Annotated in this window: 12 protein-coding genes; 8 read left to right on the forward strand and 4 right to left on the reverse strand. The window is 52.4% G+C overall.

Going from position 1 to position 13,175, the window contains the following annotated elements:
• Window positions 1-112 precede the first annotated feature (112 nt).
• The 4 genes from AB9N64_RS02970 to AB9N64_RS02985 form a co-directional block, all read right to left on the reverse strand.
• Window positions 113-3,199 (reverse strand): efflux RND transporter permease subunit, encoded by a 3,087-nt coding sequence (locus AB9N64_RS02970; protein ID WP_102879494.1) that lies wholly within the window; start codon window positions 3,197-3,199, stop codon window positions 113-115.
• Complete coding sequence (locus tag AB9N64_RS02975) at window positions 3,196-4,200, reverse strand: efflux RND transporter periplasmic adaptor subunit (RefSeq protein WP_169905047.1); 1,005 nt, start codon at window positions 4,198-4,200, stop codon at window positions 3,196-3,198. The genes AB9N64_RS02970 and AB9N64_RS02975 overlap by 4 nt, the downstream gene beginning before the upstream one ends.
• Window positions 4,201-4,353: 153 nt before the next feature.
• Window positions 4,354-5,187, reverse strand: a complete 834-nt coding sequence (locus AB9N64_RS02980) for a MipA/OmpV family protein (RefSeq protein WP_102879492.1) — start codon at window positions 5,185-5,187, stop codon at window positions 4,354-4,356.
• Window positions 5,184-6,692: an efflux transporter outer membrane subunit gene (locus AB9N64_RS02985; RefSeq protein WP_197880421.1), complete on the reverse strand. Its 1,509-nt coding sequence runs from the start codon at window positions 6,690-6,692 to the stop codon at window positions 5,184-5,186. Before AB9N64_RS02985 ends, AB9N64_RS02980 begins: the two co-directional genes overlap by 4 nt.
• Window positions 6,693-6,776: 84 nt before the next feature.
• Between AB9N64_RS02985 and AB9N64_RS02990 the strand changes: the two genes are divergently transcribed.
• The 8 genes from AB9N64_RS02990 to AB9N64_RS03025 all read left to right on the forward strand — a co-directional run bounded on the left by AB9N64_RS02990 (window position 6,777) and on the right by AB9N64_RS03025 (window position 13,168).
• Window positions 6,777-7,478: a response regulator gene (locus tag AB9N64_RS02990; protein WP_102879491.1), complete on the forward strand. Its 702-nt coding sequence runs from the start codon at window positions 6,777-6,779 to the stop codon at window positions 7,476-7,478.
• Window positions 7,475-8,659, forward strand: a complete 1,185-nt coding sequence (locus tag AB9N64_RS02995; protein WP_102879490.1) for an ATP-binding protein — start codon at window positions 7,475-7,477, stop codon at window positions 8,657-8,659. Before AB9N64_RS02990 ends, AB9N64_RS02995 begins: the two co-directional genes overlap by 4 nt.
• 263 nt (window positions 8,660-8,922) lie before the next feature.
• Window positions 8,923-9,528 carry a paraquat-inducible protein A gene (locus AB9N64_RS03000; RefSeq protein ID WP_102879489.1) on the forward strand — a complete coding sequence of 202 codons (606 nt, stop codon included), beginning with the start codon at window positions 8,923-8,925 and terminating at the stop codon, window positions 9,526-9,528.
• Window positions 9,525-10,145, forward strand: a complete 621-nt coding sequence (locus AB9N64_RS03005) for a paraquat-inducible protein A (protein ID WP_232103917.1) — start codon at window positions 9,525-9,527, stop codon at window positions 10,143-10,145. Before AB9N64_RS03000 ends, AB9N64_RS03005 begins: the two co-directional genes overlap by 4 nt.
• The gene (locus AB9N64_RS03010; protein WP_102879488.1) at window positions 10,138-11,829 is read left to right on the forward strand and encodes an intermembrane transport protein PqiB; all 1,692 of its coding nucleotides are present in this window, start codon (window positions 10,138-10,140) and stop codon (window positions 11,827-11,829) included. Before AB9N64_RS03005 ends, AB9N64_RS03010 begins: the two co-directional genes overlap by 8 nt.
• Before the next feature lie 77 nt (window positions 11,830-11,906).
• The gene (locus AB9N64_RS03015; RefSeq protein WP_102880063.1) at window positions 11,907-12,428 is read left to right on the forward strand and encodes a membrane integrity-associated transporter subunit PqiC; all 522 of its coding nucleotides are present in this window, start codon (window positions 11,907-11,909) and stop codon (window positions 12,426-12,428) included.
• Window positions 12,429-12,494: 66 nt separating this feature from the next.
• Window positions 12,495-12,836 carry a multidrug efflux SMR transporter gene (locus AB9N64_RS03020; RefSeq protein ID WP_102879487.1) on the forward strand — a complete coding sequence of 114 codons (342 nt, stop codon included), beginning with the start codon at window positions 12,495-12,497 and terminating at the stop codon, window positions 12,834-12,836.
• Between the two features lie 2 nt (window positions 12,837-12,838).
• Window positions 12,839-13,168 carry a multidrug efflux SMR transporter gene (locus AB9N64_RS03025; protein ID WP_102879486.1) on the forward strand — a complete coding sequence of 110 codons (330 nt, stop codon included), beginning with the start codon at window positions 12,839-12,841 and terminating at the stop codon, window positions 13,166-13,168.
• Window positions 13,169-13,175: the final 7 nt, after the last annotated feature.

Here is a 13,175-nt window from a genome sequence, read left to right on the forward strand (position 1 = left end):
CTGTGATACATCGGTCTCATCAAAAAATCGACGCGACCGATGCCCGGCTCCGCCTATCACGCATCCAAGAGAACGCATATTGGGGGGGCGCTTGCGATTCAGCGCTTCCGCCTTAGACGTTCTGTTCCTTTTCCTTGTTGGTAATCCGCTCCCCGATGGCGCCCGCGAAAAGCAGGTCATACAACACCGGGATCAACCCTAATGTAACTAAGGTGCCGAGCGCCAAACCGCCAATTAGCGTGATCGCCATGCCTGTCCACAAAGGACCGGCAAACATCATCAACGGGATCAGTCCGACAATGCAGGTCAGTTTGGTCATCAAGATTGGCCGTAGCCGTTCTACTGCTGCCGTCAGTACAGCATCGTGACGGGATTGGCCTTCGGCGACACCCACCTCGATTCGCTCAAGCAGCAGGACCGCGTTGTTCACAATTATCCCTGCCAAGGATAGCAATCCAAATGTGGCCATAAATCCAAACGGATAGCCGGTCACCACCAATGCCAGTGCGGCGCCAATAAGTACAAATGGGATGCTGGCAACGATGATCAGCAGTTTTCGGAACGAGTTGAATTGCCAGACGAACAGTAACAACATCGACAATACGGCAACTGGCATATATTGCACTAACGACTCATTGGCCTCTGCGGACTCCTCCATTTCCCCGCCGATTTCAATATGATATCCAGGTGGCAGTTTAAACTCTGCCACCTTAGGCGCAATCTGCGCGACTAGGGTCGCCGCCGTCAGCCCGGGATTACGGCCTGAGATGGTAATGGTCCGATTTAAATTCCGACGCTGAATCGCAGAGGGCTCTGAACTAAGCGTCACTTGCGCGATAGCCGCCAGCGGAACCGGCGAGCCGTTCGCTTGCGGATAGATCAATGTGCTACCCACGTCTTCAGCTTGGTCACGCTCAGTCATCGACCCACGTAGCATGATTGGCACCGTCGTGTCATCGTCATGGATCTGAGACACCTGTGCGCCTGAGTACCGAGTCTGTAGCGCTTGAGCGACATCGGCGCTGGTCACGCCCGCGCGTCGGGCGCGCACTTGGTCAACCACCACTTCGTAACGTGAGATTCGAGCATCCCAATCGTCCTGCACGTTGACCGTGCCTGGCAGGCCATGCAAAGCCTTAGCTATATGGTCGGCCGCTGCACGTAATACGGTCTCGTCCGGTCCGCTGACGCGATAGACCGCCTTTCCAGATTCGGTGGTGCCAAGGGAAAATCGTTTTGGCTCAGCACGCACTTGCGGGTAGGTCTCAAGCATATGATTGCGCACGCGCGCGATCACCGCATCCATGTCGCTCCCTTGGCGCACACTGATGGTGAAGTAACCGGCGTTCGTGGCAGGCAGCGGTGGATTCAATCCCAGTACGATGCGTGGGCCACCGTCTGAGACGTAGCCGATGCTGTCGACAACTTCCGGATTTACCTGGTCATTCGCTAGCCAGTTGCTGATCTCCTTGACGGTCTGCAGTGTCTGACGAGAATCGCTACCCGGTTCAAGCGTCAATGGCATCTGAAATTGCAGCCGATCTGACTCAGGCAAAAAACTGTAGGGGAGGGACGCGAGTACGGCGACAGCTCCAGTCAGCATCAACAGCATCATGGCAATGAACATCAGTTTATGGAGCATGAGCGCTTGGATAACACGGCGATAGCCCCGATACAGTTTTGAATCGTAGGCGGCCTCCTTATTGCCCGCTGGGGCATGAGCCTTGGCAAAGTAAAGGCATAACAAGGGGGTTACCGTCAGGCTCAATACCCATGATCCCAGCAGCGTTACGGCGAGCACGATCGGAAGTGATCTCAAGTACTCGTTTGTGCTGGTCTGGCCAAGGAAAAAAGGTGAAAACGCCAACACAATAACCAACGATGAAGTCAACAGTGGAATGGCTAGCGTGCGCCCCGCCTCTATGCAGGCGGAGCGTCTCTCCTCTCCGGCCTGAAGACGTCGTTCGATGTCTTCGGCAATCACTATGCCATTATCCACCAGAAGTCCCAGTGCGATGATGATCGCTGCGATGGACACCGTTTGAAGTTCGACCTTCAGCGCGCTCATGACAATCAGTGAGCCGAGAATGGTCAGCGGCACGATTGCCCCCACCACAAGCCCAGTGCGCCAGCCCAGAAACAACATCACCACCGCCATCACAATAATGACTGTCTCGGCCATCACGCTGTTCATCTTGCCCATTTCGCGCTCAACCACGTCGGCCTGGAAGGTCACGATATGTTGGGCAAAACCGGCCGGCAGTTGCTTGGCGATTTCGTTCAATCGTTGGCGTAATTGAAGGCCGAAAGCGGCGATGTTCTGGCCGGATGCCATCGAAACGGCAAGTACCACGGCCGGTTGTCCTTCATAAATTGCCGCCGTTTCCGGCGGGTCGGCTGGCATCAAGCGAATGTCTGCCAATTCACCCAACGCCACAATTGTTGTGTCATTTCCCCTCGGGACGGAGATTAGAAATCGACGCAGGTCGTCCAGAGTTCGCATCTCTCCGGTAGTCATCACGGTGAAAGCCGATCCGGAAACAGAGGGCAGTCCGCCAGGCGTCACAACGTTTTGAGTACGCAGTTGCTCCAGTACAGCGTTGGGACCCAGCCCGAGGCCAGCAAGGCGCTGGCGGTCAAATTCGAGGTAGATGCGTTCTTCTTGTAAACCGTATATAGAGACACGTTCAACGCCTGGTAAAGCGTAGAGCTGCTCACGAGTATTTTTAAGTTGCTCGCGTATTTCGCTCATACTAAAACCGGGCGCGGTGACTGCGACGGACGCTACGGCCACGCGGCCGAAATCATCATCGACAAACGGCCCGAGGCTGCCCTGCGGGTATCCTGCAGCTGCCTCGTTCGCCTTAGCGCGTACACGCTGCCACAGCGCGCTAAGGTCTTTGACCTGATCGTAGGCCGTGATCTGAATCATTGCGCTTCCGGGGCGCACGGTTGTGATGATCTTTTTGATGCCCGCCAGTTCACGTAACTTTTCTTCGGTCGGTCTGGCTAGCAAATTTTCTATGCGCTCTGCCGGCATACCCGGAAAGTAAATTGCAACAAGCGCGTCACGAATGGTGATCGTTGGCTCCTCTTGGGAGGGGAACCGCAGGAACGTTAGTACGCCGCCTATCAAAATCAGAAGTGCGGTAAATAAGGTCAGGCGGCTGGCGCCGAGTGCGCTTCGCGTCAGGTTCATAAGGCTTTGTCTCGGCCAATGTGTGTGGCGGGTTGATACAGACGTACCTCCTGACCATCAACCAGGAATGCGGCGCCTGCGACCACGACGGTTTCGCCGACGGCAAGGCCGTCATGTACAAGTACTCGACCGTTTTCCACCGTTTCTGGGGTGACCTCGCGACGGCTGACTTTTGCGGTCCCTGAGTCATACACAAAGACACTCGCTTGTTTGCTCTGTGTTTGTGGGATAAGTGCTGTCACCGGTACAGAGGGCGATCGTGCTTGCGCTGTTGGCAATGTAATTAGTACTGCCTCGCCGCTGCGCAGCTCGCTGTTAGCATCGACGGGACGAAAGATGGCTTGTACCAGCGCGCCATTTTCCAGGCGACTGGATAGGCTTTCCAATCGGATGGAGACGATTCGCGTGGGGTTTGCATTTGTATAGGCTGACGCGACATCCCCAGGCTTAAGTTTAGTGACCAATGCCGCGGGAAGCATTCCGACGACTTCAGCCTTCTCGGCGCCCTCAATCTGAAGCACGCTTTGTCCCGCTGTCACGTCTACGAAGGGCTGAACTGAACGAGCGACGATGCGTCCATTAAATGGCGACACAATGGCGCTGGTGCGCACGGCTCGACTGGCCATTGCTTCTGTTGCCTTTGCGCTGTCCAACTGCTCGTTGGCGCTCAGGTAGGCTGCACGAGCAGCAGCGAGCGTAGCGGGTGAGATCACGCGATCATCAAACAATGCTTGTTGCTGGCGAAAATTCAGCTCTCGTTCAGCTTTTTGCGCTTTTGCAGCGCTCACATCCGCACGGGCCTGTTGTAGTTTGAGTTGTGCCGGCTCTGGATCCAGCCGTGCGAGTGTTTGTCCGCGCCGAACCGTATCGCCGACATCCACGGCAATGGAAGCTATACGGCCTGAACCTTCAAAGCTCAGATCAGCGCGTTGTTCAATCCGGACCCGACCCGTAATAGGGAGGCGATTGCCATCGCTATCCCGCACGGTTTCAACCTTCACCGAACGAGGCGGGGGTTGTGGGGGCGGTGTTGAACGACCGCACCCAGCAATTAGACTTAACATCATTATTAAAGGTACAAGAGGCGCACGAGGGGCATGGATCACGACATGTATTCCCGATATTTATAGTTGAGCGGCTGCCGTCTAGCAGGGTCAGAACGTATAACTGATGGAGGTAACGGCGCTCACAGCTCCTTTGCGTTCGATCAGAGGGCTGTCCTCAACTTTTCCGCCCAATTCCGATGCGGTTACCAGCACATACGTTGACCAGTTTTCGTCAAATTTATGAGTCCAGTTCGCGTTCAGAGCGTACTGATTCAGGCCGCCCCCAGGGGTAAATGCGGTAAACCTCGATTGCTGAGATTGCTGACCAGTTACGCCGAAATAGGCCTGGTTGTAGCGATGATCGGCAGCTCGGACGTCAAGCCCAAGCACAATGATGTCTCTGGACTGGTTCAATACCGTCGCTTCTAGCCCGGCGCGATAGCGTGTTCCCCTTTCTCCACCATCCAGCGCAAATTCGGCTTCGCCATTGACCGAGAGCCATGGCGTCACTTGCTGACTTAGATACAGAATACTGGTTGCTGTGCTGTTGACTTCGCCCATGCCTGAGAGTCGGTTAGACCCAGGCCTGAAGTCGTTATTGCGATCATCCCTGCCAGCGTCGTAGAAAAATGACTGACTGATGTAGAAGCCGGAAGACGACTGCCACTGCAAGCCTAACCCTCGGTAGGTATCAACAAAAAAAATGCCGCGGCTTAGCGAGAGCACCGGAACCGGCACACTCCGGTAATCCTTTGAGCCCATGTAGCGGGGCCCACCGGCAACACCTACACCGATGCTAGCTTGAGTTTCGCCACCAAAGATGCTGTCGGTAATTGAGGGCGTTTCAGCCTGCACTTGAAGCGCCAACGGCAAGGACATGACCGAACCGTAGAATATGTGGGCAGCAGAGCGTCTTAATGCGTGCGCAGAAAGTTTTTTCATGATTTTTTTCCTAACGTTGCTGGAGCGTTCATGGTTACGCCATAGAAGGCGTGGAAAAGGGCGATACGATTAAGGGCTAAGTCCCGTTGCGCGAAAATACCGTCGATGCGGGTTTGGTGGAGCCGAAGGCGTGCCGACAATAGCCGCGGTTGGTCCTCCCATCCCGCTTCGAAGCGCGCAGTCGCTCGCCGAACACGTTCATCCTCTGTGATCCCCAGTCCACGCTCGCTACGTACTCGTTCAATCAGCGCGGTGCGGGCAATGAGCGCATCGGATACTTCTCGGAACGCTGATTGCACGGTTCTTTCGTAGTCGGCCACTGCCGCTTCTTTACGTAGCTGTGCCAGATCGAGATTGGCGCTGTTACGGCCATGATTGAAAATGGGCAGCGTGATTTGAGGAATGAAGGTCCAAACGCGGCCACCTGAATCGAACAGGTTTCCCAGACCATCGCTGGCAGTACCCAATGAGGTACTCAACGTAATTGATGGAAAGAACGCGGCTCTGGCTGCGCCGATGTCAGCATTGGAGGCCCGCAGTTGCTCCTCCGCCTGAAGGATGTCGGGACGTTCCAGCAGTACCTCAGAGTGCAACGAATTCATCCAGTCGAGCGACTCATTGGGATTGGCCAACTCCTCGACCTTTCCCGCGGGGGGCGCGCCGGCGTAGCCAGTCAGCAACTGCAGCGCATTTCGTGCGCCAGCCGCGTCGGTTTGAGCCTGCTGCATGCTTGCGTGTGAGTGTTCGGTGTCGCTGCGTTGCAGGTTCACTTCATCTTCAGATAACGTCCCAACGTCTCGTTGGCGTTCGGCGAGATTGAGTAGGGTCAGCGTATCGAGATATGCGTTTCGCAGTTGTTGTGCTTGAGCCGCAGCTGCGCGATCAATGACATAAGCACGTAGAACTTCTGAAATCAGAGCACCGCGAAACGCGCGTTGTCCTTGAGCGCTGGCCAGATACCGATGCCTGGATGCGTCGGAAAGGCTGCGAACCCGGCCGAAGAAATCCAGCTCGAAATCCGATGTACCAATGGTCGCAGCACTCAATTTCTGTCCGTAGCGCGCATCGAGGCTGGGATCATCGAATTTCTGACGGAAGCGTTGGACTGAGGCACTCACGCTGGGAAGCTGTTGTGCGCGATCAATGCGATTTAGCGCGCGTGCTTGTTCGACCTGGAGCGTTGCGACTTTAAAGTCACGATTGTTAGCCAAAGCACGTTCGACGAGCGGGACGAGATCATCGCTTGTCGAAAACGCCTTAAGAAAAAGGCGTTCCTGCGTAGAGAGCGGTTCCGATCTTCCTTCCGAAACCTTCGAGGTGGGAACCGTCGAAGTATCAAATTTTGCAGGAATCGATGCTTCAGGTCGCTGGTACGTTGGTGCCAGTGAACAAGCAGATAGACTGATGACTACGGGGAGCAGAACCCCGAATACCAGCGTCCCACTGCGTCGGAAGAAACTGGTCTGATTCTCTGTTGGTAAGAAAGTAGCCATCAACTCAACCATTCGCTGTTATCTTGGAAACAGATGGTTGCATATGACTTTCAAGAATCGTTGCGGAAATTATCAAGGTTTCATCAAGAGGCTATTATGGTAGGCAAAAAGGTGCTGGTGGTTGAGGACGACGCCTTAAGTGCAAACACGCTCGAGGCATATCTTCGTCGTGACGGATTTGAAGTGGCTATCGCCGAGGATGGCGAGCGCGGTGTAGAAATGCATGCCCGTTGGAGACCGGATTTGGTCCTGCTGGATGTGATGCTGCCTAAACTTAGTGGTACGGAAGTTCTTTCAATCATTCGCCGTTTGGGAAACACACCGGTAATTATGGTGACTGCGATTGGTGACGAGCCAGAAAAATTAGGGGCACTTCGTTACGGTGCAGATGACTATGTTGTTAAACCTTATAATCCTAAGGAGGTGGTTGCCAGGGTAGTTGCAGTTCTTCGTAGAACAGATGCCGGTGTCCTTGCGCCAAAAAATCAACTTCGCGATGGTTCTCTACTGGTTGATCTCCAAACATTTACCGCGCATGTAGAAGGAGGGAAAATGGGTGGCGAATTGTTGGATCTCACTCCGACTGAATTTAATTTATTAGCAACCTTGCTCCGCGCCCCATTCAAAGCATTTACGCGCAATGAGTTGTTAGAGGCGTGTTTGCCTGAAAGTGGAGCTTTAGATCGCGTTATAGACACTCATATTCACAATCTCCGCAAGAAATTGGAGGTGAATGGTATAACTGATGTGTTGGTCACCGTCCGAGCCGTCGGTTATCGGTTTCGGAGGGCACAATGAAACTCCCTTTTTCGCGTAAAACTCGCTCAACACTTTGGTACTGGGTTTGCCTACGCATGAGCTTGCTTGCACTAGGTGTGGTTTTCAGTATTACATTTGGCATGTGGCTACGATTTGCGATTTGGGACTACACCACGACTCAGCAGATCCCTGCGTCGGTAAGGCCCGAACTCGAAGAGCTTCGCGCAGATCCAAATTACAATCAAGCTCGATTGTGGGAGCTATTTCAACGTTATTATGACGTAGGAGACTTTCTCCCGGGTATGGCAAACCGTGATTGGTGGTGGCTTGCACTATTTGTCATGGTCTCAATACCGGTCGTGATTTTAGGTGGCCTATTGGCTTCTCGGCCATTGTCTCAACAATTTTCAGATGTTGCCCGTGCTGCCCGGAAAGTTGCACAGGGGGACTTTTCGGTGCGGGCGCCAAGTGTCCCTGGTGCTCCCGCCGAGCTTAGAAAACTGGCGAAAGACTTCAACAGGATGACTGCGAAGCTTGAGCAGTATGAGCGCGAGGTTCGTGTGTCCAGTGCGGTGCTCGCCCATGAGCTTAGAACTCCGCTCAATGCGGCGATGGGGCGCGTGCAAGGCATGCTGGACGAGGTGTTCCCCAGTGATCCTCAACAGCTAATGCTGGTCAAAGGTCAGCTTGACCAGTTGAATCGACTAGTGGGTGATTTGCATTTGTTGTCTCTGGCCCGGGCTGGTCAGTTAGCGATGGAGAAATACCAGTTTTCCGTGAATGAGCTGATTTCTGAGCGCCTTGAATGGGCTGCGCCTCAGATTGTCGCTGCGGGTGTCGTGGTGCAGGTTAATGCTGTACGTGAATTCACGCTGATGGCTGATCGAGATAGGATTGGCCAGGCGTTGTCGATTCTGATTGACAACTTGCTGCGCTATGCCGCTCAAGGTAGACATTGCGAAGTGACAGCAAGTCAGTTTGACGGTGCTTTTTTCTTGGTTGTCGCCGATAGAGGCCCTGGAGTGAAGGAGGACCAGCTATCACGCATGTTCGACCGTTTTTGGCGAGCTGAAAGTTCTCGCGCTCGGCCTTGGGGCGGTACGGGGTTGGGGTTGTCAATTGCCTCGGCGATTTGTGAGGCTCATGGCGGTAATATCAGTGCGTCCAACCGCGATGGTGGGGGCTTGGCTATTCAAATATCAATCCCTGCGCTTAATTGAGAACCTCCACACGGTAATCGTGGCGATCGTCGCGCACTGCCTTAGTGAGTATTGCTAAATCTTGATAAAATCTTGATATTTTCTGAATCGTTTATTGAAAAGCGCAGTGTAGCCTTGCTCTGTGCTTTTCAAATTAGACCATCGCTCCCCGTTTACTGACCGCTTGTGGGTTCCTGGTTAAGAATCTTCGAGTGTTCTATACGTTTACGTAGTTACTCAGTAAGAGTGGATGGTGTGTCGAACCCACGTTTAGGAAAACTTACATGCAGCAAAATTCTGACTGGATTATCTGTGAGCATTGCGATTCAGTTTTCGAATATGTAATGCTGGAATCTGGTCAGACAGCGTTTTGCACACGGTGCAAGGGAGTGCTTCAACAGGGATCTACATTTACGATTGAACAGTTGTTTGCGATCTCTATCGCCAGTGCGCTTTTGTTCGTCTTTGCTAATGTATTTTCTGTCATAGATGTGAGTTTTCAGGGGGTGGGTAATCAGGCAACATTGTGGTCTTCGGTTTGGGCATTAGCGCAAGGCGAAGTTACCCCGATCGCTTTTGTGGCTGGATTATGCATTATTTTGGCTCCGGGTCTGCAGATTGCTTTATTGTGCTGGTTGCTTGGATTTGCTAACCGACATCGACGTGCGCCCGGTTTCGAGCGCTGCATGCGTCTGCTAGTGGACTTAAAACCTTGGAGCATGCTCGAGGTATGTTTGCTGGGTATTCTAGTCGCGCTTATTAAACTGAATGGGTTGTTAGATGTTCGGCCAGGATTGGGGCTGTTGGCGTTAGTTTTACTTTGCGTTGTCAGTATTGTTGTAACCAATAAAAGCATTGAGCAGTTATGGGGCGAGGCGCGTTACGTATGATGGCCCGACGTCCTCCAAATGCCTCAGAGTTACAGTTGGTTCTTTGTCATACCTGTAAAAAGACATGCTCCATTCTCGTGAACATTTGTGATCGTTGTGGAGCACAACTTCACCACCGTAAGCCCAATAGCCTTATTCGAACGTGGGCGCTGCTCCTCACGGGCATGATTTTTTATCTGCCGGCTAATTTAATGCCGGTTATGCGTACTGATATTCTAGGTCATGGTCGTGATAGCACCATCATGGGTGGTGTGATCGAACTGTGGAAAAGTGGTGCTTGGGACATCGCGTTATTGATATTTGTAGCCAGTGTAGTAGTGCCGTGCATGAAGTTTCTTATTATGTTCCTGCTACTGACAAGCACTCAGCGCCGCAGCCGATGGCGCACATTAGAGCGATCCAGTCTCTATCGCATTGTTGAACGCATTGGCTATTGGTCCATGCTCGATGTGCTGGTCGTCGCGGTGCTGGCTGCACTTGTACAATTTCAGTTGTTGAGCAATATCGAACCCAGAATAGGGATCGTTTTTTTTGGCCTCGTGGTGGTCTTCACCATGCTGGCTTCTATGAGTTTTGATCCCCGACTTATTTGGGATTCTGAGGTAGAAAATGTCTGATCAACTGAGTGTCGGTGCTAACCAAGAGCCTGAAAGACCTCGTGTAAAAGATCGAAGCAAGGGCTTCTCACTGGTTTGGTTGCTTCCTATAGTTGCTGCATTGATCGGCGTATCGATGGCTGCGCATAACCTTCTGTCAGAGGGACCAGAAATCCAAGTCAGTTTTTCAAGTGCCGAAGGTCTCGTGGCGGGAAAAACTCAGGTGAAATACAAAAATGTAGTCATCGGCCAAGTCGCTAATATTTCTTTGAGCGATGATCGTGATCACGCTGTGGCGACTGTTCAATTAGAACGTTCCGCTAAAGCGTTTACAGCTCAGAATTCGCGTTTTTGGGTTGTTCGACCCCGCGTCGGTGCACAGGGTATTTCGGGCATCGACACGCTTATGTCGGGCGCCTTTATTGGCGCAGATCCCGGTGAATCAAGTGAAACCAAGGTAGCTTTCAAGGGGTTGGAAAGTCCGCCGCCAATAACCTATGGGCAGAAAGGGACGCGTTTTACATTGAACGCTGACGATCTTGGCTCGCTTGACGTCGGTTCTCCGGTTTACTACAGGCGCATCGAAGTCGGGCAGGTTGTCTCTTACCAGCTGTCTGTTGATGGCAAAGGTGTCGAAATCGAAATTTTCATTAACGCGCCAAATGATAAATTTATCACCTCTGGAACTCGATTCTGGAATGCCAGTGGGGTAGACGTGAGTTTTGGCGCAGAAGGGCTGAAGGTTAATACCCAGTCTGTGGCGTCCATCGTATCGGGCGGTATTGCTTTTATGGAGCCGCCCTATGGGGCCGATGCTAAAAATACTGAAGAGCATAGCGCCTTTCCATTATTTAAAGACCAAGCAACTGCTTTGGCTCCGCCAGATGGTGAGCCCTTCTTCATTCGAATGCATTTCGATCAGTCAATGCGCGGTTTAGCGGTAAATGCGCCTGTCGAATTCCTAGGCGTGAACATTGGGAAGGTTGTGTCCACCGATCTGGACTTCAACCCGTCAACCAATAGCTTCGCGGTTATGGTTGGCGCGGTTATTTACCCCCAACGCTTAGGCCAGGCTTATGACCAAATACTTACTGCGTATGGTACAGGTGAAGATGAAGACGGTAAAAAGTCAGCACAGTTAATATCAACATTCGTCAAAGAGGGGCTGCGCGCTCAAGTCCGAACAGCAAACTTGTTGACGGGCCAACTTTATATTGCACTTGATTTCGTCCCAAATGCTCAGCCCGTACATTTTAATTTAGCCGCTCGTCCTATGGAAATGCCAACAGTTCCTGGCAGTTTAGACAAACTGCAGGACCAGGTTCAGCGTATCGTGGAAAAAATCAGTAAAGTTCCGTTCGAGCAGATTGCAGGTAACTTCAATAACAACTTAGTAGAAATGCGTAAGACGTTGCAGCAGGTTAATGGACAGGTACTGCCGCAAATGCGTGATGCGTTAGGCCAGACACAAAAAACGCTGACCATAGTCAACGAGAGTTTTGCTGAGGACTCCCCACAGCGCCAGCAGTTTGGTCAGGTGATGGATGAAGTACAACGTTCTGCACGATCAGTGCGTGTGCTTAGCGATTTGCTGAGCCGACACCCAGAAGCGTTGATTCGCGGCAGAGTGAAGGATGGGCAACCTGACGGTATTCGCTCAAGCAATTCCTCTTCACCCGCTCTATCTTCGGAGTCTTCTGAGTGAAAATAGGTTTTTATGTCCTTGTAGCGTGCCTAACCCTGACTGCTTGCAGCTCTGCGCCCACGCATTATTACACGCTGATGCCTGCTACGGATTCACTTATCACCCCAACAGTGGTGCCGTTTCAGTATGAGCTGACGACCGTTAACGTACCGGCTCAAGTTGATCAGCCTCAGATAGTTGTTCGTCAAGGAGAGAGTGGCGTTCAGATACTGGAGACAGAACGCTGGGCCTCCCCTTTGTCAGATGAGGTGAGATCTGCGCTACGGCATCACCTAAGACTGCAGATGGGGCGGGCGGACAGTGCGGGTGTCGCTCGCGACTCAGGTTTGCAAAATGCGTCTATACAGGTCGACATACGTCGTCTCGAGATGGTTCCAGGGCACTATGCTTTGATTGAGGCAATTTGGAGCCTGAGAAATACTAGGGGAGCTGGTCCACGCAGAAGCTTGAGCTGCACATCAGTGATTCGTCAGGAGGCGACCGCTGAAATGAGCGCGTTGGTTTTGGCGCATCAACAATTGATAAGGGAGCTCAGCGTCCGCATTGTTCAGACGGTGATACCTTGGATGGCAAGCTCGGACTACGCTTGCCCAAATTAAATCAAGGATTTCTACAAACTCTGGCTGTGCGGCGGCTACAGCCTAATTAGCTAACGAGGAAACCGAATGAAACAGTGGATATGGCTTCTTATGGCGATAGTACTTGAGGTTGTGGCGACGCTCTCACTCCGCGCTGCAGTGGATAATCCTCAGTGGATCGTGGTCGTTATTTGCGGCTATGTGGGGGCGTTTGTAGCGCTTTCCATGGTGCTGCGAGAAGGCATGGCTATTGGCGTCGCCTATGGTATCTGGGCCGCTTGCGGAGTGGCGTTTACCGCCGTGGTGGCACACATTTTGTTCAGCGATCCCCTTACTTGGATTATGGGACTAGGCATCGTTTGCATCATCGCTGGCGTCTGGCTAGTTGAAGCGGGATCTGTCGCATCTCATCGCAAAGTGGAGGAATGACAATGAGTTGGATCTACTTGATTGGTGCCATTTTGTTCGAAGTCGCAGGCACGCTCTCAATGCGTGCTTCAGATGGTTTTCGCCGTAAAGTATGGATTTTGCCAGTTCTGGCTTCCTATTTAATTGCGTTTTCATTGCTCAGTTTGACTCTTGCTGAAGGGTTGAGTGTCGGAGTCGCTTATGGGATATGGTCTGCCTGTGGTGTGGCCCTGACTGCAATTGTTGCGAACTATCTTTTTAAAGATCCACTTACTAAATTAATGGGGTTGGGTATTGTCTTAATCGTTGGTGGGGTTTTGCTAATTAAACTAGGCGCTCAGCAGGCTGGTTGATTGTGTC

The sequence above is a fragment of the Pseudomonas sp. KT_2_4 genome (genome assembly GCF_041410225.1).
Classification (GTDB): domain Bacteria; phylum Pseudomonadota; class Gammaproteobacteria; order Pseudomonadales; family Pseudomonadaceae; genus Aquipseudomonas; species Aquipseudomonas paracarnis.

Excerpts from the sequence above, each read along its gene's own strand:
- AB9N64_RS02995 (WP_102879490.1), top strand. The coding sequence starts at position 7,475 with ATGAAACTCCCTTTTTCGCGTAAAACTCGCTCAACACTTTGGTACTGG.
- AB9N64_RS02990 (WP_102879491.1), top strand. The coding sequence starts at position 6,777 with ATGGTAGGCAAAAAGGTGCTGGTGGTTGAGGACGACGCCTTAAGTGCA.
- AB9N64_RS03015 (WP_102880063.1), top strand. The coding sequence starts at position 11,907 with ATGCCTGCTACGGATTCACTTATCACCCCAACAGTGGTGCCGTTTCAG.
- AB9N64_RS03000 (WP_102879489.1), top strand. The coding sequence starts at position 8,923 with ATGCAGCAAAATTCTGACTGGATTATCTGTGAGCATTGCGATTCAGTT.
- AB9N64_RS02970 (WP_102879494.1), bottom strand. The coding sequence starts at position 3,199 with ATGAACCTGACGCGAAGCGCACTCGGCGCCAGCCGCCTGACCTTATTT.
- AB9N64_RS02985 (WP_197880421.1), bottom strand. The coding sequence starts at position 6,692 with ATGGTTGAGTTGATGGCTACTTTCTTACCAACAGAGAATCAGACCAGT.
- AB9N64_RS03010 (WP_102879488.1), top strand. The coding sequence starts at position 10,138 with ATGTCTGATCAACTGAGTGTCGGTGCTAACCAAGAGCCTGAAAGACCT.
- AB9N64_RS03025 (WP_102879486.1), top strand. The coding sequence starts at position 12,839 with ATGAGTTGGATCTACTTGATTGGTGCCATTTTGTTCGAAGTCGCAGGC.
- AB9N64_RS02980 (WP_102879492.1), bottom strand. The coding sequence starts at position 5,187 with ATGAAAAAACTTTCTGCGCACGCATTAAGACGCTCTGCTGCCCACATA.
- AB9N64_RS03020 (WP_102879487.1), top strand. The coding sequence starts at position 12,495 with ATGAAACAGTGGATATGGCTTCTTATGGCGATAGTACTTGAGGTTGTG.
- AB9N64_RS03005 (WP_232103917.1), top strand. The coding sequence starts at position 9,525 with ATGATGGCCCGACGTCCTCCAAATGCCTCAGAGTTACAGTTGGTTCTT.